Annotated in this window: 21 protein-coding genes; 13 read left to right on the forward strand and 8 right to left on the reverse strand. The window is 55.8% G+C overall.

Going from position 1 to position 19,855, the window contains the following annotated elements:
• Positions 1–582 precede the first annotated feature (582 nt).
• Complete coding sequence (locus Q9R35_RS16150; RefSeq protein ID WP_230940652.1) at positions 583–1,377, forward strand: uracil-DNA glycosylase; 795 nt, start codon at positions 583–585, stop codon at positions 1,375–1,377.
• 30 nt (positions 1,378–1,407) lie between these two features.
• Positions 1,408–1,761 carry a hypothetical protein gene (locus tag Q9R35_RS16155; RefSeq protein WP_042484540.1) on the forward strand — a complete coding sequence of 118 codons (354 nt, stop codon included), beginning with the start codon at positions 1,408–1,410 and terminating at the stop codon, positions 1,759–1,761.
• 200 nt (positions 1,762–1,961) lie between these two features.
• Here the strand turns inward: Q9R35_RS16155 and lipA are convergent, their stop codons facing one another.
• A complete protein-coding gene (lipA, locus tag Q9R35_RS16160; RefSeq protein WP_021447088.1) occupies positions 1,962–2,966 on the reverse strand; it encodes a lipoyl synthase in 1,005 nt (334 codons plus the stop codon).
• Between the two features lie 199 nt (positions 2,967–3,165).
• Between lipA and Q9R35_RS16165 the strand changes: the two genes are divergently transcribed.
• Positions 3,166–3,957: an enoyl-CoA hydratase gene (locus Q9R35_RS16165; RefSeq protein ID WP_311220122.1), complete on the forward strand. Its 792-nt coding sequence runs from the start codon at positions 3,166–3,168 to the stop codon at positions 3,955–3,957.
• 72 nt (positions 3,958–4,029) lie between these two features.
• Here Q9R35_RS16165 and lipB read toward each other — a convergent pair whose 3' ends face one another.
• The 5 genes from lipB to Q9R35_RS16190 all read right to left on the reverse strand — a co-directional run bounded on the left by lipB (position 4,030) and on the right by Q9R35_RS16190 (position 7,882).
• A complete protein-coding gene (lipB, locus tag Q9R35_RS16170; protein ID WP_063691085.1) occupies positions 4,030–4,692 on the reverse strand; it encodes a lipoyl(octanoyl) transferase LipB in 663 nt (220 codons plus the stop codon).
• An 18-nt stretch (positions 4,693–4,710) separates the two neighbouring features.
• Positions 4,711–4,983, reverse strand: coding sequence for a DUF493 family protein (locus tag Q9R35_RS16175; RefSeq protein ID WP_009460108.1), 273 nt, complete (start codon positions 4,981–4,983; stop codon positions 4,711–4,713).
• Entirely contained in the window at positions 4,980–5,852 is an 873-nt protein-coding gene (locus Q9R35_RS16180) for a D-amino acid aminotransferase (RefSeq protein ID WP_009460109.1), read from the reverse strand. The genes Q9R35_RS16175 and Q9R35_RS16180 overlap by 4 nt, the downstream gene beginning before the upstream one ends.
• 24 nt (positions 5,853–5,876) lie before the next feature.
• Positions 5,877–7,106 carry a D-alanyl-D-alanine carboxypeptidase family protein gene (locus tag Q9R35_RS16185; protein WP_042484552.1) on the reverse strand — a complete coding sequence of 410 codons (1,230 nt, stop codon included), beginning with the start codon at positions 7,104–7,106 and terminating at the stop codon, positions 5,877–5,879.
• A gap of 125 nt (positions 7,107–7,231) precedes the next feature.
• A complete protein-coding gene (locus Q9R35_RS16190) occupies positions 7,232–7,882 on the reverse strand; it encodes an alpha/beta hydrolase (RefSeq protein WP_063691083.1) in 651 nt (216 codons plus the stop codon).
• 57 nt (positions 7,883–7,939) lie between these two features.
• On the opposite strand from Q9R35_RS16190, the gene Q9R35_RS16195 reads away from it, so the two are divergent.
• From Q9R35_RS16195 to Q9R35_RS16210, 4 genes are all read left to right on the forward strand, one after another.
• On the forward strand, positions 7,940–8,809 hold the full coding sequence (locus tag Q9R35_RS16195) for a biotin--[acetyl-CoA-carboxylase] ligase (protein ID WP_042484559.1): 870 nt from the start codon (positions 7,940–7,942) through the stop codon (positions 8,807–8,809).
• 38 nt (positions 8,810–8,847) lie between these two features.
• Positions 8,848–9,684 (forward strand): type III pantothenate kinase, encoded by an 837-nt coding sequence (locus Q9R35_RS16200; RefSeq protein ID WP_045930591.1) that lies wholly within the window; start codon positions 8,848–8,850, stop codon positions 9,682–9,684.
• Between the two features lie 335 nt (positions 9,685–10,019).
• On the forward strand, positions 10,020–10,850 hold the full coding sequence (gene galU, locus Q9R35_RS16205) for a UTP--glucose-1-phosphate uridylyltransferase GalU (protein ID WP_035268525.1): 831 nt from the start codon (positions 10,020–10,022) through the stop codon (positions 10,848–10,850).
• 254 nt (positions 10,851–11,104) lie between these two features.
• Positions 11,105–11,314 (forward strand): cold-shock protein, encoded by a 210-nt coding sequence (locus tag Q9R35_RS16210; protein WP_026483779.1) that lies wholly within the window; start codon positions 11,105–11,107, stop codon positions 11,312–11,314.
• A 156-nt stretch (positions 11,315–11,470) separates the two neighbouring features.
• On the opposite strand, the gene Q9R35_RS16215 is transcribed toward Q9R35_RS16210, so the two are convergent.
• Both Q9R35_RS16215 and waaC read right to left on the reverse strand, forming a co-directional pair.
• Positions 11,471–12,796, reverse strand: a complete 1,326-nt coding sequence (locus tag Q9R35_RS16215) for a 3-deoxy-D-manno-octulosonic acid transferase (RefSeq protein ID WP_042484569.1) — start codon at positions 12,794–12,796, stop codon at positions 11,471–11,473.
• A gap of 184 nt (positions 12,797–12,980) precedes the next feature.
• Positions 12,981–13,982, reverse strand: a complete 1,002-nt coding sequence (gene waaC / locus Q9R35_RS16220; protein ID WP_311220123.1) for a lipopolysaccharide heptosyltransferase I — start codon at positions 13,980–13,982, stop codon at positions 12,981–12,983.
• A 124-nt stretch (positions 13,983–14,106) separates the two neighbouring features.
• Here waaC and Q9R35_RS16225 point away from each other — a divergent pair, with 124 nt between their 5' ends.
• From Q9R35_RS16225 to Q9R35_RS16250, 6 genes are all read left to right on the forward strand, one after another.
• On the forward strand, positions 14,107–15,006 hold the full coding sequence (locus Q9R35_RS16225; RefSeq protein ID WP_026483782.1) for a LysR family transcriptional regulator: 900 nt from the start codon (positions 14,107–14,109) through the stop codon (positions 15,004–15,006).
• A gap of 100 nt (positions 15,007–15,106) precedes the next feature.
• The gene (locus Q9R35_RS16230) at positions 15,107–15,910 is read left to right on the forward strand and encodes a putative hydro-lyase (RefSeq protein WP_026483783.1); all 804 of its coding nucleotides are present in this window, start codon (positions 15,107–15,109) and stop codon (positions 15,908–15,910) included.
• A 111-nt stretch (positions 15,911–16,021) separates the two neighbouring features.
• The gene (locus Q9R35_RS16235) at positions 16,022–17,068 is read left to right on the forward strand and encodes a TRAP transporter substrate-binding protein (protein WP_042484573.1); all 1,047 of its coding nucleotides are present in this window, start codon (positions 16,022–16,024) and stop codon (positions 17,066–17,068) included.
• Between the two features lie 131 nt (positions 17,069–17,199).
• Positions 17,200–17,820, forward strand: a complete 621-nt coding sequence (locus Q9R35_RS16240) for a TRAP transporter small permease subunit (protein WP_042484576.1) — start codon at positions 17,200–17,202, stop codon at positions 17,818–17,820.
• Positions 17,817–19,100 (forward strand): TRAP transporter large permease, encoded by a 1,284-nt coding sequence (locus Q9R35_RS16245; RefSeq protein WP_311220124.1) that lies wholly within the window; start codon positions 17,817–17,819, stop codon positions 19,098–19,100. Before Q9R35_RS16240 ends, Q9R35_RS16245 begins: the two co-directional genes overlap by 4 nt.
• A 33-nt stretch (positions 19,101–19,133) precedes the next feature.
• The gene (locus Q9R35_RS16250) at positions 19,134–19,817 is read left to right on the forward strand and encodes a DUF2848 domain-containing protein (protein WP_045930587.1); all 684 of its coding nucleotides are present in this window, start codon (positions 19,134–19,136) and stop codon (positions 19,815–19,817) included.
• Positions 19,818–19,855: the final 38 nt, after the last annotated feature.

The following is a 19,855-nucleotide window of genomic DNA, read 5'->3' on the forward strand; positions in this document are numbered from 1 at the left end:
GACTTGGCAAGATTTTTTACCTGAACATTTCATGTAAAAGAGGTAGCTTACAGTGATTTTTTGCTTAGACCATTGTTATATATAAACAATTTAAAATGAAACTAAATGATACTTACTTGCCTGCCATTCATGTATAGCTGGATCGGCACCAGAACTGACAGGCGAAACACTGAGGAGTCACAGCGTAGAACAGGGGGATTCTGGGCTTTTCCTCTCCGGCTCTGCGTCGATTCTCTTGTTTCGCACTGCATTCCCCTGCTCAAAAGTGTTTTCGCAGACAGACAGACAGACAGACAGACAGACAGACAGACAGACAGACAGACAGAAAAGATAAGAAAGCAGTTGCAGTTCAGGGGAAGGCTACACAAAACCCCGGCTATCACCATGGGCCGCTAATCTAGAATCTGGTCTACAACACTCTATATATAGAGCGCCGGTCATCCCTCTATATATAGAGGCATACCAATCGCCCTACTTTTGACCCACAAACCCCTCTCTATATAGAGACACCCCATCCAGGCAGATAGGTAAGCCACATCTCCCCTATTACAATAGGCGGACAAATAACTCTGTATGCAGACTATGGCCCGCTCATCTTCTCAAGCCCCTGCGGCACAGCTCAGCCTGATTGGTGAAGAAATACTCTCCGGCAATCTCCTGACCGAGAACATCCTGACGCAAGCTGCCCGCCTTCCCAGCGACTGGCGTGCCACATTGGATCGCCCGGAACTGCAAGACATACTGGCAACTCTGGCCAAGTGGTTGGACAAGGAGTGCCAGGATGGTGCCTCTATTTACCCGGCCGCCCCTTTCCGCGCACTGGAACTGCTGCCATTGCAGAAAGTCAGCGTAGTGATTCTGGGCCAGGATCCTTATCACGGTCCCAATCAAGCACAGGGCCTGTCATTTTCTGTGCCTGACACCTGCCCGGCTCCACCCAGTCTGCGCAATATCTTTAAAGAGCTGGAGCTGGAATACCCCGACACAGCGTTACCCAGCAGTCATGATCTGAGCAACTGGGGCCGACAAGGTGTCTTGCTGTTGAATACATCGCTAACGGTAGAAGATGGTTTGCCTGCCTCTCACGCCAAGAAAGGTTGGGAACAGATTACTGACTCCCTGCTGATGAACCTGGCCCAGCAAACTACACGCCCTATTGTTTATATGTTGTGGGGTGCACACGCTCAGGCCAAAGAGGCTTTGATTCAACAGCACTCCCAACAGCCCTATCTGATTTTGAAGGCCAATCACCCGTCCCCCTTGGCTGCACGCCGCCCCCCTGTGCCCTTTATTGGTTGCGGCCATTTCCAGCAAGCCAATGAGTGGCTCAAAGAACAAGGCGCCGCCCCCATACAATGGTTTGCCACCGGCGCCTGACCATCCGTTCCCATTACCTGATCCAGAACCATGCCTTTAAGCCCTGCCAATCCAGAATTAAGCTCTCAAGAGCAACATGCTCTTTGGTCGAACGAACTGCTCGAACAATATGCCTGGCAGTTCCAGGGGGAAACGCCATTTGCCGTCCCTTCGAGCAGCCTGCCCTTGCTGGATGAGTTATTCAAGTTTGTGAACGAGACCATCAAGGACTCTTTTGACCGCTCTTTATTCTGCTGGACTGATCTCAAGCAAGACAGCAAAGGCCTGACAGCCTGGTATTTGGGCGTCGAAGATTACGACGAAGTTCTGGAGCCTTATATAGAGAGTCTTTCTGCCAAGGCCCTGGCCCAGAGTGATACGGTGGGAAGCCCGCCATCCAAGTAAACAACCAAACTGCCATTGATAGCATGATCAAAGAGCCGTTAAAGGCTCTTTGGTCTTCTACCGGCCCTGGAACCTGAAGTCAAAACAGACAGGCGTGAATCGACAGTGCTTGAAATCCTGGCAGGCATAAAAAACCCGGCGCCAAGGCCGGGTTCTTCAAATATAAAAGCCAAGTCTTACAAAGACCCGTACTCTTATTGTTAAGGTTGCACCCCTGCAGCGTGTGCCTGCTGGTCTGCGTGATAGGACGAGCGCACCATGGCACCAACGGCGGCATGGGTAAAGCCCATTGCATAGGCTTCACGCTCAAACATCAAGAACTCGTCAGGCGTCACGTAACGCATTACGGGCAAGTGATGCCCGGACGGTTGCAGATACTGGCCAATGGTCAGCATATCAATATCGTGTGCACGCATATCGCGCATCACTTCCAGAATCTCTTCGTTGGTTTCACCCAAGCCAACCATCAAACCGGATTTGGTTGGAATGTTGGGATGCAACTTTTTGAACTCTTGCAGCAGTTTCAAAGAGTGGTGGTAATCCGAACCCGGACGCGCCTGCTTGTACAAGCGAGGCACCGTTTCCAGGTTGTGGTTCATCACATCTGGAGGGCAGGCATTCAGGATGCCCAAAGCACGGTCAAGACGTGCACGGAAGTCCGGCACCAGCACTTCAATGGTCGTAGTGGGCGAGTGCTCGCGCACCTGGCGGATACATTCCACAAAGTGGGCAGCGCCACCATCACGCAAGTCGTCACGATCTACGGAGGTAATCACCACGTAGGACAACTTCATGGCACCAATAGCCTTGGCCAGGTTGGCGGGCTCGTTCTCGTCCAGCGGATCGGGACGACCGTGGCCCACGTCACAGAATGGGCAACGACGTGTGCACTTGTCGCCCATGATCATGAAGGTTGCCGTGCCCTTGCCAAAGCATTCCCCAATATTGGGACAGGAGGCTTCTTCACACACCGAGAACAGCTTGTGCTCGCGCAGTGTTTCCTTGATCTCGTAGAAACGGGAGTTCGGTGCCGCCGCCTTCACCCGAATCCAATCAGGTTTTTTCAAACGCTCTGCCTGCACGACCTTAATGGGAATGCGCGAGGTCTTGGCCTCGGCCTTCTGCTTTTGCGTTGCGTCGTATTCGACAACGCGAGGGCGCACAGTAGGTTTGGAATCGACGGACGTATCTGTAGGGGTGGTCATAGGCGTCTAAATAGAAAAACAGCGTGCGGGCAGCATCACTAAACGATGGGCGCAGTGGTCAATTGTAGCCCCTTCGCTTTACAAGCGCCTAGAACAAGGGCGATAGTTTGTACCAGACCCCTCTAATATAGAGGTCGACCTAACGATGCCGCAACACCCGAAAATAAAACCTGCACATACTATAAGTACGGAGACTTGCATGTCACAAGAGCACCCCGCCGATCCCGTCCTGCTGGAACAGCATCAGGGACTGGCCCGCATCACCTTGAACCGGCCCGCCAAGTACAACGCCCTGTCTGAAGAAGTGTTGGACTCTTTACAACACATTCTGGACAAGCTGGCCCAGGACCCCAGCTTGCAGTGCGTCATTATCCAGGCGGAAGGCAAGGCCTTTTGTGCCGGACACGATCTGAAACAGATGCGCTCCAAGCCCGAACACGACTACTACCGGGATCTGTTCAGCCGCTGCAGCCGCGTCATGCAAGGTGTGCTGGCCTTGCCCGTGCCAGTGATTGCTCGTGTGCAAGGGCTGGCCACCGCAGCGGGCTGTCAGCTGGTTGCTACCTGCGATATGGCTGTAGCCACCGAGTCCACTCGCTTTGCGGTTTCCGGCATTAATGTCGGCCTGTTCTGCTCCACCCCCGCTGTTGCCCTGTCTCGCTGCGTGCCACCCAAGGCCGCCATGGAAATGCTGATGACTGGCGAATTTATCAGCGCCCAACGTGCTCAAGAGCTGGGGTTAATCAATTACGCCGTAGCCGAAGACCAGCTGGATCAAACCGTACAGAAACTGGCCGACAGCATCATGGCCAAGAGTCCAGTTGCCGTCCGTGCAGGCAAGGCCATGTTCTACCGCCAGCGCAGCCTGGCCATTGAACAAGCCTACGACTACGCCGGCCAGATCATGGCTGACAATATGATGAGCAATGATGCCTGCGAAGGTATAGACGCCTTTATCGAAAAACGCGCGCCGCAATGGAGCGGAAGCTGAGGCCGCCCTTGACAAATAAATAACAATATAAAGATGAGCGCCGCCCCATGCGGCGCTTTATCGCTGCGCTATTTAAGCTGCCGCTGCCTGTAGGCGCAGAGCTATAGCTTGAGATAGATAATTAGACAAATACTGTGCAACCTCGTCCATGGGGACCACGACGCCTTGCGAACGCATATCCGTCGTTTGCAGCCCTTCATAGCCACAGGGATTGATACCGCTAAATGGGCTTAGATCCATACCTATATTCAAGGCCAGACCATGGTAAGAGCGGCCATTGCGAATCTTGATCCCCAATGCGGAAATCTTGGCCAACTCCTGGCTTGCCACCCCTTGCGGTACATAGACACCCGGTGCCCCTGGCTTGCAGCAAGCCCCTTCGACACCAAAATGCGTCAGACAGGCAATAACAGCCTCTTCCAAAAGGCGTACGTATTCTTTGACGTACAGGCCTACCCGGCGCAGATCAAACAGGCAGTACACCATTAACTGCCCAGGGCCATGATAGGTAATCTGCCCGCCCCGGTCGGTTTGCACCACGGGGATGCCACCGGGGTTCAGCAGATGTTCCGGTTTGCCGGCCTGTCCTTGCGTGTAGACAGGCGTGTGCTCGACAAGCCAGATTTCATCAGCAGTCTCTGGCCCGCGCTGCTCGGTAAAGTCGCGCATTGCCTGCCAGATGGGTTCATAGGCGCTAGGCCGCTCAAACCACTTGATACGAACTGAGTCGGACATGAACGCCTGATCCCTGCTTTACATCACCACACGCACCAGATGATGCGCATGCAGAGCACGATAAAGATTATCCAACTGCTCACGCGAGACGGCGCGCACCGTGAAAGTCAGGCCCGTGTAGTTGCCTGCCTTGCTGGGACGCACCTCAATGGTGGCAGCGTCAAAACCTGGATCGTGTTCCAGCACGATAGCCAGCAATTCGTCTTGCAGGGTTTCGTGAGTCTGGCCCATGACTTTGATAGGAAAGTCGCTGGGGTATTCGATCAACGATTCTTCGGGGGAAATGGTCATGCTTGCTCCGCAGCCTTGATGGCCTTGTCATAGCCTTCACGTAATTTGGCAAAGACAGGGCCGGGTCGTCCGTCACCGACGGGCTGACCGTTAAATACAACGATGGGCAGCACCTCTTTGGTAGCTGACGTCATCATGATCTCATCGGCAGTGTCGACCTCTTCACGAGAGATCTGACGCGCCTGAAAAGCGATGCCCGCCTGGGCGGCAAGCTCTTCCATCAAACTGTAGCGAATCCCTTCCAGGATCAAATTGTTGCGCATGGGTGCCAGCAAAGTGCCGTCGCGCACAATCCAGATATTGCAGGAGGCCCCTTCGGTCAGAAAACCGTCTCTGAACTGAATGACCTCGTCCACGCCGGCTTCAACCGCCTGCTGCTTGGCCAACACATTGCCCAGCAGAGAAACGGATTTTATATCGCAACGCAGCCAGCGTTCATCTTCAATAGCCACTGCCTTCAAACCCGTTTCGCGTTCTTGCTGCACACGCTTGAAGGGCGAGACCATGATGAAGATGCTGGGCGGCACATTGCTGGGGAAGGCATGGTCGCGCTTGGCAACACCACGCGTCACCTGAATGTAGACCATGCAGTCGGCACCCCGGCCCGAACGGGCCAGCATATCCAGCACCAGCTTTTCCCACTCACGTCGAGTGAAAGGATTGGTGATGCCCACCTTGGCCAGACTGCGCTCCAGGCGCCCCAGGTGTCCATCTATACGGAAAGGTTTCCCGTGATAAGCAGGCACGACATCATAAATGCCGTCGCCAAAGATGAAGCCACGATCCAGTACCGAGATCTTCGCTTCGCCCAAGCGCACGAAATCGCCGTTCAAATAAACAATGCTGTCGGGGTCAATGCCTGCAATCATAGGGTTCAGCCTCGCACCAAGGAATTACTCAAACATCAAGCGCACTTTGTCAGCCATACGACCGAAAAAGCCTGCCTCGGGCACATCTTGCAGCACCAGCAAAGGCTGTTCTGCCAATACTTTGCCGTCCAAGGACAAAGTCAGTGTACCGACCTTGTCACCCTTGCTCAACGGAGCCAGCAAGGGCTGGGTATAGTTGGCGACAGGTTTGATTTCCGAAGACTTGCCGCGCGGAACCGTCAGCCACAAGGCTCCTTCTGTACCCAGGCCTACATTCTCGACCTCACCTTCCCAAACACGGGCGGTAACAGCAGGATTGCTGGCGTCGTACAACTTCACGGTTTCGAAGTTCTGGAAGCTCCAGTTCAGAAGCTTCAGGCTGTTTTCTGTACGAGCGGCGTCATTTGCCGTGCCCACCACAACCGACACTACGCGACGGCCATCGCGCAAGGCGGTCGACACCAGGCAGTAACCGGCCGATTGGGTGTGACCGGTTTTCAGACCATCAACCGTGTTATCCAGCCACAGCAGGCGGTTACGGTTGGGCTGCTTGATATTGTTATAGGTGTACTCTTTCTGGCTGTAGTAGTGCAGGTACTGAGGAAAGCGGGCAACCAGCGCAGCGGACAACACGCCCAGATCACGCACCGACGTCAGATGCTCGGGATCGGGCAAGCCGGTGGAGTTCTTGAAATGTGTAGCTGTCAAACCCAGCTTGGCGGCCTCTTCGTTCATCAAGGCGGCAAATGCATCTTCGCTGCCGGCAACGGCTTCGGCCAGAGCAACAGAGGCGTCATTACCCGATTGCACGATCACGCCTTGCAACAGATCATTCACCGCCACTTGAGAGTTGACCTTCACAAACATGCGCGAACCTTCGGTGCGCCATGCCTTGTCCGAAATCACAACGGTCTGATCCAGCTTCAGACGACCGGATTCCAGAGCATCAAAGACCAGATAGGCCGTCATCAGCTTGGTCAGGGAGGCAGGCTCGACCTGTTCGTTCAGCCCTTCTGCTGCGATGATCTGGCCACTATTAACGTCCATGGACAACCAGGCACGGGCCGTCAGGCTAGGTGCGGGTACAACGGACAAATCACCTGGCAAGGCAGGCGTCTGAGCGCCAAGCACTTGAGCCGATTCTGTCGGGGCAGGAGTTTGAGTTTGTGCCTGAGCCACCATAGGCAGCGCCAGGGCAAGAGCCACCACACAACGAGAGAGGACTGGAGATGCAAATTTTTGAATAGAAGTCATGGAAAAAATCGATTGCTTTGACAGTGGCGGAAAGAACCCATTATGGCAGAGCCATCTGGGCCTGTGAGGGGCAAGGCCCCTGAGTCTGAACAGGAAAACGCAACGATTTGAAAGCAAAACCCGGCTTAGGTTCCAAGCCCGGCCAAATGACGGCTAACCAGCTCGCGCAGCTGGATCAGCTTGCCATGAAAAAAGTGGCCAGCCTCGGGCAGCACGACCATGGGCAACTGATGCTCACGCGCAAAGTCCATGCCTTCCGACAGGGGAACAACATCGTCGGTTTCACCGTGTACTAATAAAGTGTCGGCAGGCGGACTGACATCCCGGAAGCGGAAGCGGTTGACCGCGGTGCCGGTCAGGATGAACGCACCGGGCAAAGGCGCCTGCGCTTCTTGCAGGCTGGCATACACTTGGGCAGCGACCGCGGTGCCAAATGAAAAACCGGCCAACATGGATGGGCCGGAACTCCACTGCGGGAAATGCGATGGGAATTGCTCAATCAGGGCCAGCATATCGGCGGTTTCGCCACGGCTGCTGTCGAACTCCCCGGCAGACTTTCCGACACCACGGAAATCGGGGCGTACTGCCAGCAAACCATGTTGTGTGGCGCTGCGCGACAAGGTGGTCACGACTTTGTTATTACGTGCTCCACCATGCAAAGGATGAGGATGCAGCAGCAAGGCCCAACCCTTGGGCTCGCCTGCTGGCCAGTCCAGAGCACAGTCAATAACACCGGCGTGGCCGGAAAATTGGATTGTATCTACGCGTTCAGACATGCTCAGATCAAATATCACATAAGATTACGTTTAACTCATCCAGTGTACCGGATTGTCATGAATACCTCTTCTGCATTCACCCTACCCAGCCCTCGCGACATGATGGCAGAGCTGCGTACGCGCTTGCCCCATTTTCCCCAGATACGCTGGGTGGACTCGACCGAATCGACCAACGCGGATTTGCTCGCCCTGGCCCGCCAGGAATCCGGGCCGCGTGTGCGTCCTTGGCTGTTGGGCGCGCATCTGCAAAGCCGTGGACGTGGACGTGCTGGTCGCACCTGGGAAAACAGCGTTGGTGCAAACCTGATGTTTTCCTGTGCCTTCGATATTTTTCTGCCGGCACGACAACTGCCTACGCTCTCGCCACTGTCCGGTCTGGCAACAACAGAGGCGCTGCGCCAGTTTCTGGAACCTGCCGTGCGTAATCGTCTGGCCATGAAATGGCCGAACGACGTGCTGTGGGATCAGGCCAAGCTATCCGGCATTCTGGTCGAAGCAACACGCGCCAGCGCTGCGCCCAGTTCCAGTGACCATCATGTCGTGATTATTGGCATAGGCCTGAATCTGCGCGATGCGACAACCATCAGCCAAAATACCCAACGCGCCATTGCGGACTGGAGCAGCATTGCCGAACACTCCCAGCAAGCAAGCTTGGCACGATGTTCGGACATTGTGGCCAAGGTTGCCCAAAGTCTGTACCTGAGCCTGAACCATGTTACGGCCCAAGGCTTCGCGGATCTGCCCACACGCTACGCGCAAGTTGATGCACTGATTGGCCAGCAAGTCCATATCATCGACAACGGCCAGGTCCTGCACACTGGCATTGTGACGGGCATCAATACCTCGGGGCAGTTATTGTTGCGCCACCCCGATGGTTCCGAACGTGCGGTCACGGTGGGCGAAGTTTCCGTTCGCGCCCAACGCTGATCGCTATACTGCACTCTTTTCAGCTCTGACGACCCGGCATGACCCTGCTTATCGACTCTGGCAATACCCGCATCAAATTAGGGTGGTGTCATCCTTTAACCGGCGCGCGCGAAAGCCAGCCGGTTAGCGTGCATGCGGACCAATTGGATCAATTGGCAGTTTGGCTGGAAGCAGGCCAGGCCCCCTTGCAAGAATTCGCCAATCAAAAAGGTGTGCAAGCGCTAGGGGTGAATGTGGCAGGTCCCCAGGTGCAAAAACAAATTGATGCCGCTGTCAGCCGTCTGGGTTTGGGTCCGGTACGCTGGTTGCAGGCACAAGAGCAGGTTTTTGGGCTGCACAACGATTATGAGCAGGCCAGCCAACTGGGCGCCGACCGCTGGGCTTCCCTATTGGGGCTGAGCGATCTGCTGGCCCAGGAATACCCGGCCGAACAAGGGGCCTTGCTGATCAGCTTTGGTACTGCCACAACGATTGATTTGCTGGGGCCTGCGCAAAACGAGGTACGTCACTTTTTGGGCGGTTCCATCTTGCCCGGCCCCAGCTTGATGCTGGCTTCGCTCAAGCAAAATACGGCGCAGCTTCCCGAGGCACATGGACAAACAGCGGCGTTCCCGCGCAATACTCAAGCGGCTATCAGTACAGGGGTGGCCGCGGCGCAGGCTGGGGCGGTGTTGCGGCAATGGGAAAAAGGCCGTCAACATCTTGGACATGGCCCATTAGTGTTTCTGGCCGGCGGTGGCCGCGCTCTGGCGCAGCAAGAACTGTTAGAACAATTAAGTCACCATTGCCGCCTGCTCAATATAGAGGCACCCCAGCTGTACGAGCTGGAAACACCTGCTTTGCGTGGCTTGGCGCTGTTTGCCGCCCATTTGTAAGCCAGAATGGGTTCCACAACGGGCTTTCAGCGTCAGACAAGCAGGGAGACCCCTAGATACGATTGGCATTAAAACGGATGAACTTAAACTCCCCTACCCGTACAATCTTGGGTTGAACTGTATTTTTCAGGGCATCTGCGATGCGACTGCTTTTCATACTGATCCTGGTGGCAAACGTCGCCCTTCTAGCTTTTGGACAAGGCTTTTTCGGCACACCTCCCAGTGAACAGGGACGTGAGCCTCGACAGTTTTCGCAGCGAAACCAGGATGCCATTCAACTTGGAACTCCGGCTCATCCCGCACCAGCTTCACCTTGATCCTCGATTGACGACACTATGAAACCTATACGCAAAGCTGTTTTCCCCGTCGCCGGTCTAGGCACACGTTTTCTGCCGGCCACCAAGGCCATGCCCAAGGAAATGTTGCCAATCGTCGACAAACCACTGATTCAGTACGCTGTCGAAGAAGCGGTTGCCGCCGGAGTCACAGAGCTGATCTTTATTACAGGCCGCAACAAACGGGCCATTGAAGATCACTTTGACAGCATCCCGGAACTGGAGCACGAGCTGGAAGGCAAGAACAAGCTGGAATTGCTGGACGCCGTTCAGAACATCATCCCCAGCCATGTGAGCTGTATTTACACCCGCCAGCCACGCGCGCTGGGTCTGGGCCATGCCGTGCTGTGCGCTGCCCCCATCGTGGGCAATGAGCCCTTCCTGGTCCTGCTGGCGGACGACCTGATCGACGCCACCACGCCGGTATCCCGGCAACTGGTCGAGGCAGCTCATCAATACAACGGCAGTATTGTGGCGACACAAAATGTAAATAGAAATGAAACAAATAAATATGGAATTGTTTCGGGTAATTTAGTCGATTCCAAAGCCACCCGGCTAAATGGAATTGTTGAAAAGCCAGCACCCGAAGTAGCTCCCTCTACACAAGCCGTTGTAGGGCGTTATGTATTGGAGGCAGAAATATTTGACCACCTGCGACGCACTCAAGCGGGGGTAGGTGGAGAGATTCAATTAACGGATGGAATTGCCAGTCTTTTGGAAAGTCGTGCGGTATATGCATATGAATATGAAGGCACGCGTTACGACTGTGGTAGCAAGTCCGGTTTCTTTCATGCTACGCTTGAATTTGGTCGTAAATACCACGGACTTTAACGAGGGGCGCAGAGGGGTCCGTTGCGATAACAAGCTTGGTGGTAATTGTTGATCAAACACTGCCTGAAAACCACGCAAAGGGTCGATTTAGCTTGACTTACAGGTTAAATACCCCCTACGATTGGCGGTGCAGGATTTCAAGTTCGTCGAAGTTTGTTCAATACGGTATTGTTTCTAATACTCATTGCCCTGATTTTTACATCTTGACAATCTTTTTTGAGCAGATTGCTCGTCATTTTTAGGGAATGCAGGAAATGCAAACAGAAACCGGTATCGTGAAATGGTTCAATAACGAAAAAGGCTACGGCTTTATCTCCCCCGACAACGGTGGCAAAGATCTTTTCGTTCACCATTCCGACATCTTGGGCACGGGCTTTAAATCCTTGGAAGAAAACCAGCGCGTTTCGTACGTGTCGGCTGAAGGCCAAAAGGGTCCACAAGCTAAGAGCATCCAAAAACTGTAAATCGATTTCGATCAGTTTTTAGATCTCAAAAAAGCCCGCTTAATGCGGGCTTTTTTTATTCAACTTGATTCAAATCAAGGCAAGCTGTCCTCAATTCACCACAAATTCAAAAACACGTAAAAATAAATACTTATTAGCTAATAAACAGCTCGGTATTTAATCGCGAATTTGTGCCAATCCAGAAAGTACGCGCTGCACTGCGCCTTCATGCATCTGAACCCAATGCAGACCCGCGTCAGCCATCTTGTGATGGCGTGCTGGATCATCCACCAGCTCCAATGCCTGTTGCAGCGCCACGGCTGGCGTAGCGGCACGTATCGCGGCACCTGCCTGCATGGCATCTTGCATGGCTTGGGCAAAATTATGAGTATGCGGGCCCACAATCACAGGGACACCAACTGCACAGGCTTCGATGAAATTCTGGCCGCCCAGGGGCTGGAAGCTGCCCGCAACAATGGCCACGCGCGCCAGGCCGTAGTACCAGTGCATTTCGCCAATGGTATCTCCCAGAAGCACATCGACCTCTCGACAGGCTTGAATCGCACTCGTGCTGGTATCGCCCTGCTTTAACAGTTCGCTACGTCGCACTGAACGTAAACCTAGCTGATTCAAATAATCTGCCGCTTCCTCAAAACGCTCGGGGTGACGCGGAATAACGACAAACAAGACCGGACTGTGCAGCTCGCTGCCGTGTTCACGTTCGCGGCGCAAATAGTGGGCAATCGCATCCATGAAATCGGCATGTTCGGTCTCGCGGGTACTGGCAATCACCACCACACGTCGTCCCAGATCACTGGCAAAACCACGACCACGGGCAATCTTGTCCTGCGGCAAGACCACATCAAACTTCAAGTTCCCAGATACGCGCACGCCTTGTGCTCCTGCCAGCTCCAGACGCTGCGCATCGGCCAGGCTTTGAGCGTAAATCAGCTTGAAGGAGCGGTATGCCTCGCGCATGACCGAACCCGCCTTCAAGCTGGTGCGCAACGCACTTTCCGAGAACCGGGCACTGGCCAACATCATGGGCACACCTTGTCGGCGTGCGGCAGCCAGCAGATTGGGCCACACTTCGCGTTCAATCAACACCCCGGCACATGGACGGTAATGCGCAAAAAAACGTCGTACAGAGCCGGGAAAGTCGTAAGGCAGCCATTGCTGCAGCAACTGTCCGCTTGCGATCTCGGCGGCAAATGCACTTGCCCCCTCTGCTCGGCCCGTAACGGTCATATGCGTCAGCAGGACCGTTTCGCCCTGGTCCAGCAAGGCACGGATCAAAGGCTGGGCCGCACGTGTCTCACCCAAGCTGACTGCGTGCACCCATACCGGCGCTTTGCTGGGTACCGGCAGGGCACCATAAAAACCAAAGCGCGGGCCCGATAACACCTGCCACTCGCCACCCGCTCGGCGGGCACGCAAGCCCATCCAGGCCATCAAGGCTGGAGCCAGAATACGAATGGAGGCGGTATAGAAAAATCGGTTCACCCGCTTAGCCTCGGTGCGAAACCAGCAGCGGCCAAGCCAGGCTTGGCACTACCAGGAGGAAATATAGGAAACGATGCCAGGCAGCAAAAAGCCTGTATTCAAGCGGGGCCGCAGGCCCCTTGGCATCGCGTATTGTAAGCACAAAGCCGACTGACAAAAAAACGAATTGGCACCCAGGCTCAAACTAGTTCTTTTGCGAGTCCAGCAAGCCGGCCTCTGGCGCCGTCGTCCGTCCCAATGCCTGATCGATGGCACAGAGCACCGTCTCTGCCGAAGGAGGATGCCCACGCTCGCCCAGGCTGGCGGTATAGGCGGAACCTTCCAAGGGAGTACGCACGGGGGTCGAGGCTTTATAAATACCTATCGTAGGACGGCCCAGACCGGCCGACAAATGCGTCAACCCGCTATCGAGCCCAACCATCACCTGCGCACCGGCCAATTGCAGGGCAATGGGCGTCAAATCCATTCGTGGCAGCACTTGCGCCTGGCTACGCCCGGCAATCAGGGCCGCGGCACGCTGGGACTCGGCAGGGCTGCCAGCCAACAGGCGCAGGGCCATGCCCTCAGCTTGCAGGCGGCCAAAGACCTGCTGCCAGTTCTCCGGCTCCCAGAGCTTATCGTCGCGGCTGGCCGAAGGCATGATGATGGCGTAAGGATCCTCATCCTTGGGGGCTTGCGCGGCCAAACCCTGCAAACCAAAATCAGGAGCGCCTTCAAACTGATAGCCAAAGGCAGAAGCGGCCAAGCTGCGCTGGCGGAAAACAGCAGGTTGCCAGAAACCGACGCGATGACGCACATCGTAAAACAGCGAGGCCAGCGGTTCACGCGCGGACTTCCAGTCCAGTCCATGACGACGGCCTTTAGTCTGCCGCACCAGCCAGATGGATTTCATCAGCGCCTGCATGTCCAACACCACATCGTATTGGCGCGATTGCAGTTGCTCGCGCAAGGCGGCGCGCTCCTGGCGTGTCTGGGCAGACCACCATTGCTTGCGCCAGCGTCGATGCGCCACCGGAATCACTTCATTTACTGCCGGGTGCCAGCCTGGAATCTGAGCAAAGCTCTCTTCTACGAGCCAATCAATTTGTGCACCGGGCACATGGCGTGCAATGTCCGAGATTGCTGGCAGCATATGCACCAGATCTCCCAAAGAGGACGTACGCACAATCAGTATCTTGCAAGTCATGGGCGAATTATAGTGGTGGGCGCGTTCAATCAAACAAAGATACGGAAAAATATCCGTCAGCTCTACTTCTGACCGCCAATAGCGATCAGGCATAATAAGACTGCCTATTTTCTGGACCGGAAACATGATTGATCTCAAACAGATCGAAGCCTTTGTGTGGGTTGCCGAGCTTGGCGGTTTCCGGGCGGCTGCCGAAAAACTCAACACGACCCAACCGTCTATTTCTCAGCGCATCGCCGGACTGGAATCCAGTCTGGAACTGCGCCTGTTTGATCGGGGCGCCCGGGGCATCAAACTGACTGACAAAGGCCAGGAACTACTATCACACGCACAGCGCATGCTGGACTTGCGCACCGAGATGCTGCGCGCGGCCAAAGAGCAAAACGCCATTCGCGGCCTGCTGCGCCTGGGGGTTGCTGAAACCATTGTGCAAACCTGGTTGCATGAACTGATCGACAAGCTGCATCAGGAATACCCCTCCCTGGTCATTGAAATCCACGTGGACACAACGAGCGTGCTGCGCCAGCAACTGGCCAGTTTCCAGATCGACATGGCCATGATTGTGGGCGTGGGTCAGGACCCCAAAGAGCAGTGCATTCGACTTTGTGCTTATCAGTTAGGCTGGGTCGCCAGCCCCGAATTGAAGCTGCACGGCCGAAAAGTCAGTGTTTCAGAGCTAGGGGTTTACCCTGTAATCACCTATCCCTCGGGTAGTGTTCCTTACCTGGCCACACGCGAAGCGCTGCTGCGTGCCGGCGTCAAATCCCCCCGTATTTTTGGCAGCGCATCCCTGAGCACAATCGTGCAAATGACGCGCCACGCAATGGGTCCAAGCGTACTTGCACCGGACGTCATAAAAGACGAGCTTTCCGAGGGAAAACTGCGTCTTTTGAAGGTTGATCAGCCACTGCCGGCGATCGAATTTTTTGCCTGTTGGATGGACTCGCCGGACAGTCATATTGCCCGCGTCGTCGCCGATCATGCGCAAGCGATCGCCCAACAATACGTGCAGTCCGATAAGTAATCTTTATGGCCTTGGATTCAAACATACGATTGGACACACATTATCCGATCGGTTGCAATCCGATGCTGTGATCAACCCCCTTTTGTGCGAGTGGTCATTCATGAACCTGCAAACCCTACCTGTGTTGGCGCCCGAGGCCGAAAAATGCCGCGAGCTGATCCGTCAAGAAACCCATACTGGTCCTACTGCAGGACTGGCGGCGGGCTATGTGCAGGCCAACCTGATGATCCTCCCCAAAGACTGGGCCGATGAGTTCTTGCTGTTTTGTCAGCGCAACCCCAAACCCTGCCCTTTATTGGCAGTGACCGAGCCGGGTCAATTCCAGGTTCCAACCTTGGGGGGCTCGATTGATCTGCGCACGGACTTCCCTCGTTACCGTGTCTGGCAGAACGGCGAGCTCAGCGCCGAGCCGCTGAACATCGAAGATGTCTGGCGCGATGATCTGGTGTCCTTTCTGATTGGCTGCTCCTTCTCCTTTGAAGAAGCGCTGCTGGCCGACGGAATTGATGTGCGCCATATCAGCGCGGGTGTGAACGTGCCCATGTATCGCAGCTCGATCCAGACCCAGGGTACACAGCGCCTGTCTGGCCCCCTGGTAGTGTCGATGCGCCCCATGCGTGCGGCCGATGCCATTCGTGCCATTCAGATCACCTCGCGCTTTCCGTCCGTACACGGTGCCCCGGTTCATATCGGCGACCCGTCCCTGATTGGAATCAGCGACCTGCAACAACCCGACTATGGCGATGCAGTGCCAGTCGGCCCCGACGAATTACCCGTTTTCTGGGCTTGCGGCGTCACCCCTCAAGCCGTTGCTGCCCAGGCCAAGCCGCAGTTTTGTATCACACATGCCCCTGGCCATATGTTGATTACCGATCTGCCCAACACACGGCTGGCCGCGCTGTAAGCAAGATTTGACCGGCACCCCCGGTCGCCCCTTTGGTTTCAATATGCAGCCCCTGCAAACAGGGAGCGCACTCTATCAACCATACAGCTGGACCGCTATTAGGAGCACCTTATGAAAAAAATCGTACTGACCTCCCTGGCTTTAGGCTCGCTGGCCCTGGGCTCTGCCGCCATGGCCCAGGAGCTGCCCAAGACTTCCCTGAAAGTTGTCGGTGGCTTGAGCAACCTGACCGCCTACCAGAACACCGAGCAGCCCTTCTGGGCCAAGAAAGTGCCTGAGCTGTCCGGTGGCCAGATCACCGCTGATATCAAGGGCTTTAACGACATGGGCCTGAAAGGTCCTGAAATCATGCGCTTGATCGGTCAGGGCGTGATTCCCTTTGGTACGGCTACCCTGGCTTACTTCGCCAGCGACAACTCCATTAACGAAGCCATCGACCTGGCTGGCCTGGCTCCCGATATCGAAATGGCCAAGAAGCTGACCGACGCCTTCACCCCTGCTTACGAACAGTTCTACGCCAAAAACAACGTCAAGGTACTGGGCTTTTCCACCTACCCGGCCCAGGTTCTGTTTTGCAACGGCAACTTCAACGGCCTGAGCGATCTGAAAGGCAAGAAAGTGCGTACCAGCAGCCGTACACAGGCTGAATTCGTTCAGGCTCTGGGCGGCAACAGCGTAACCATCCCATTCGGTGAAGTGGTTCCTGCCCTGCAAAACGGTGTGGTCGATTGCGCCATTACCGGCTCCATGTCCGGCTACTCGGCCAAGTGGTACGAAGTCAGCTCCAAGCTGTACGAAATGCCCATCAACTGGAACCAGCAGATTCACGCAGCCAACCTGGGCACCTGGAACAAGCTGGACCCCAAAGTTCAGGAATTCCTGGCCAGCAACATCAAGGCCATGACCGAAGAGATCTGGGCGGCCGCTGCCAAGGAAACGCAAGAAGGCTATGACTGCAACACTGGCGCCGACACTTGCACGCAGCCTCTGAAAGGCAAGATGACTCTGGTCAAGCCTACAGACGCTGACCGCGAACTGCTGAAGAAAGTCATGAGCGAAACCGTGGTGCCCAAGTGGGCCGATCGCAGCTCCGCTGACACTGTGGCGGCATTTAACGCCAGCCTGAGCCCGATCCTGGGCTTTGAAGCCAAGAAGTAATCTGACTTGATGTCACTGCCAACTGACGCTACCCCTCGCGTCAGTTGGTGGCCCAGCACCTGGGCCCACCCTGTCTCCAGGGCCTACTCGTCCATTTATAAGCCCCCTGAACCCTATACGGGTTAGACGCCATGGAAAATACCGAAAAATTCGCCATGCTCAACCGCCTGCTGGCTGGCGCTACCAATCTGTCGCGCTATGCCATCTGGTTTGCTGGCAGCCTGACCTTGATCAGCGCTCTCTACATCACGGCCGATGTGCTGTTCCGTAAATTCAGCGGACGCTCGCTAGGCGGCTCCGATGAGTTGTCTGGCTATGCCTTTGCCATCAGCATCTCCTGGGCCTTGTCCTTTGCCACCTTGCAACGCGCCAATATCCGTATCGACGCCATCTACCAGCATCTGCCCGTGCGCCTTGCCGCCCTGCTGGACTGGATTGCCCTGGTCGCACTTTCGGTCTTTATTGTGTATCTGACCCTGTATGCCACCAGTGTGGCCGACATGTCCTGGACCAACCAGTCCACGGCGAACACAGCAATGGGCACTCCCCTATGGATTCCCCAGTTTCTGTGGGTCGCAGGCCTGATCTGGCTGTGTGTCGTCCTGGCACTGATGCTGCTGCGCTCCAGCCTGGCCCTGATCACGGGCGACCTGAACGCCATCCAGAACCTGTGCGGCATTCGTAGCACCCAGGAAGAAGCTCTTGAAGAAGCCGAGGCCGGCCAACGCATGGTCCACGGAGACACCAAATGATTAGTACTGCACTGACTCTCCTGCTCGTTCTGATCGGACTGAGCATTCCCGTGGGCGCTGCCCTGGGCGTTCTGGGCCTGATTCTGGACCCGCTGTATTCCATGCTGCCGCTGACCGGCGCATTGGGTGAAATTTCCTGGGGCACCAGCAACGAATTCCTGCTGGTCGCTATCCCCCTGTTCATCATGCTGGGCGAAATCCTGCTGCGCTCGGGCATGGCTGAACGCATGTACAACGCCATGAGCCTGTGGCTGTCCTGGCTGCCCGGCGGCCTGATGCACGCCAATATCGGTGCCAGCGCCCTGTTTGCCGCTACATCCGGCTCCAGCGTGGCCACCGCTGCCACCGTCGGTACCGTAGCCCTGCCGCAGATCAAGAAGCAAGGCTATAACGAGCCCCTGTTCCTGGGCAGTCTGGCCGCTGGCGGTACCTTGGGCATTCTGATTCCACCGTCGATCAACCTGGTGATCTACGGCGTGCTGACCAACACCTCCGTGCCCAAGCTGTATCTGGCCGGCATTATCCCTGGTCTGGGCATGGCCTTGCTGTTCATGCTGACGATTGCTGCCGCATGTATGGTCAAGCCCAAATGGGGCGGTGCCAAGATCCAGGCATCCTGGAGCCAGCGTTTTGCCAGTCTGGTGCACCTGGTTCCACCATTGAGTATTTTCTTGCTGGTGGTCGGTTCGATTTACGCCGGGATTGCCACCCCGACCGAAGCGGCTGCCCTGGGTGTGGTCGGTGCGCTGCTGCTGGCCGCTTTCTCGGGCCGCATGAACTGGAAGATGATCAAGGAAGTACTAGAAGGCACCATGAAAGCCACCGCCATGATCATGCTGATCGTGATCGGTTCGGCCTTCCTGAACTTCGTGATGTCTGCTACCGGCCTGACCAATGCGCTGACCGACGCCATCACTGGCTTGGGTGTCTCGCCCATGGTCATGCTGATGATCATCGTGGTGTTCTACCTGGTGCTGGGCTGCTTCATGGAAACCCTGTCCATGATGATCACCACCATCCCTATCGTGGCCCCCATCATGATTGCCCTGGGCTTTGACCCGGTGTGGCTGGGTATTGCCATCATTATTCTGGTGGAAGTGGCGCTGATCACTCCTCCTGTTGGTCTGAACCTGTTTGTGGTCCAAAGCCTGCGCAAGAGCGGCAGCATGAACGACGTCATGATTGGCAGCCTGCCCTTTGTGATCATGTTGCTGGCCATGGTGGGCCTGTTGGCTATCTTCCCGGATCTGGCTTTGTGGCTGCCACGCCTGTTCGGTTAATCCCCATCTGTCTTTGAGTAAACGAGTACTGCTATGCGTTTGACTTTTGAACTGGCCCAGGCCACCCACACTGAAATCATCGAAGCTGATCTGCAGCATTGCATCGTGGCCGGCTGGGCTGGCCGCGACCTGGCTGCCATCGAGCACCACATTGAAGAGCTGGCCGAACTGGGCGTACCCCGCCCAAGCTCCGTGCCGTTGTACTACCGCATCGCCGCCAACCAGATGATCCAGGATGCCGACATCCAGGTTGTCGGTGCGGGCTCGTCCGGCGAGACCGAAGTGTTTGTGTTCAACCATCAGGGTCGCCTGCTGGTGAGCCTGGCCTCGGACCACACGGACCGCGTGCTGGAAGCCCACAGCGTGGCCCTGTCCAAGCAGATCTGCGCCAAGCCCGTTGCCCGTGAAGCCTGGTTGTTCAGCGACGTGGCCGAGTACTGGGACGAGCTGATCATCCGCGCCTACATTCAGGAAGACGGCAAGGAAGTCCTGTACCAGGACGGTCCTTTGTCCACCCTGAAAAACCCGCTGGAACTGATCGAAGGCTATTTCCAGTCCACCACCATGCCTGAAGGTTTTGGCATGACCTGCGGTACGGTCGGCGCCATCGGTGGCATTCGTCCTGCAACCCAGTTCACCATGGAACTGTATGACCCCCGCCGCGAACGCAGCATCCGTCATACCTACGTGACCGAAATCCTGCCTGAAGTAGCCTAAACTGGCCCAGCCCGCCCCACCCACATATTTTGCGAGTG

It is taken from the genome of Alcaligenes sp. AB3 (assembly GCF_031844565.1).
GTDB classification, from domain to species: domain Bacteria; phylum Pseudomonadota; class Gammaproteobacteria; order Burkholderiales; family Burkholderiaceae_B; genus Alcaligenes; species Alcaligenes faecalis.

Bases quoted from the DNA above. Each gene is read 5' to 3' on its own strand.
- Q9R35_RS16150 (WP_230940652.1), top strand. From the start codon at position 583: ATGGCCCGCTCATCTTCTCAAGCCCCTGCGGCACAGCTCAGCCTGATT.
- Q9R35_RS16155 (WP_042484540.1), top strand. From the start codon at position 1,408: ATGCCTTTAAGCCCTGCCAATCCAGAATTAAGCTCTCAAGAGCAACAT.
- lipA (WP_021447088.1), bottom strand. From the start codon at position 2,966: ATGACCACCCCTACAGATACGTCCGTCGATTCCAAACCTACTGTGCGC.
- Q9R35_RS16165 (WP_311220122.1), top strand. From the start codon at position 3,166: ATGTCACAAGAGCACCCCGCCGATCCCGTCCTGCTGGAACAGCATCAG.
- lipB (WP_063691085.1), bottom strand. From the start codon at position 4,692: ATGTCCGACTCAGTTCGTATCAAGTGGTTTGAGCGGCCTAGCGCCTAT.
- Q9R35_RS16175 (WP_009460108.1), bottom strand. From the start codon at position 4,983: ATGACCATTTCCCCCGAAGAATCGTTGATCGAATACCCCAGCGACTTT.
- Q9R35_RS16180 (WP_009460109.1), bottom strand. From the start codon at position 5,852: ATGATTGCAGGCATTGACCCCGACAGCATTGTTTATTTGAACGGCGAT.
- Q9R35_RS16185 (WP_042484552.1), bottom strand. From the start codon at position 7,106: ATGACTTCTATTCAAAAATTTGCATCTCCAGTCCTCTCTCGTTGTGTG.
- Q9R35_RS16190 (WP_063691083.1), bottom strand. From the start codon at position 7,882: ATGTCTGAACGCGTAGATACAATCCAATTTTCCGGCCACGCCGGTGTT.
- Q9R35_RS16195 (WP_042484559.1), top strand. From the start codon at position 7,940: ATGAATACCTCTTCTGCATTCACCCTACCCAGCCCTCGCGACATGATG.
- Q9R35_RS16200 (WP_045930591.1), top strand. From the start codon at position 8,848: ATGACCCTGCTTATCGACTCTGGCAATACCCGCATCAAATTAGGGTGG.
- galU (WP_035268525.1), top strand. From the start codon at position 10,020: ATGAAACCTATACGCAAAGCTGTTTTCCCCGTCGCCGGTCTAGGCACA.
- Q9R35_RS16210 (WP_026483779.1), top strand. From the start codon at position 11,105: ATGCAAACAGAAACCGGTATCGTGAAATGGTTCAATAACGAAAAAGGC.
- waaC (WP_311220123.1), bottom strand. From the start codon at position 13,982: ATGACTTGCAAGATACTGATTGTGCGTACGTCCTCTTTGGGAGATCTG.
- Q9R35_RS16225 (WP_026483782.1), top strand. From the start codon at position 14,107: ATGATTGATCTCAAACAGATCGAAGCCTTTGTGTGGGTTGCCGAGCTT.
- Q9R35_RS16230 (WP_026483783.1), top strand. From the start codon at position 15,107: ATGAACCTGCAAACCCTACCTGTGTTGGCGCCCGAGGCCGAAAAATGC.
- Q9R35_RS16235 (WP_042484573.1), top strand. From the start codon at position 16,022: ATGAAAAAAATCGTACTGACCTCCCTGGCTTTAGGCTCGCTGGCCCTG.
- Q9R35_RS16240 (WP_042484576.1), top strand. From the start codon at position 17,200: ATGGAAAATACCGAAAAATTCGCCATGCTCAACCGCCTGCTGGCTGGC.
- Q9R35_RS16245 (WP_311220124.1), top strand. From the start codon at position 17,817: ATGATTAGTACTGCACTGACTCTCCTGCTCGTTCTGATCGGACTGAGC.
- Q9R35_RS16250 (WP_045930587.1), top strand. From the start codon at position 19,134: ATGCGTTTGACTTTTGAACTGGCCCAGGCCACCCACACTGAAATCATC.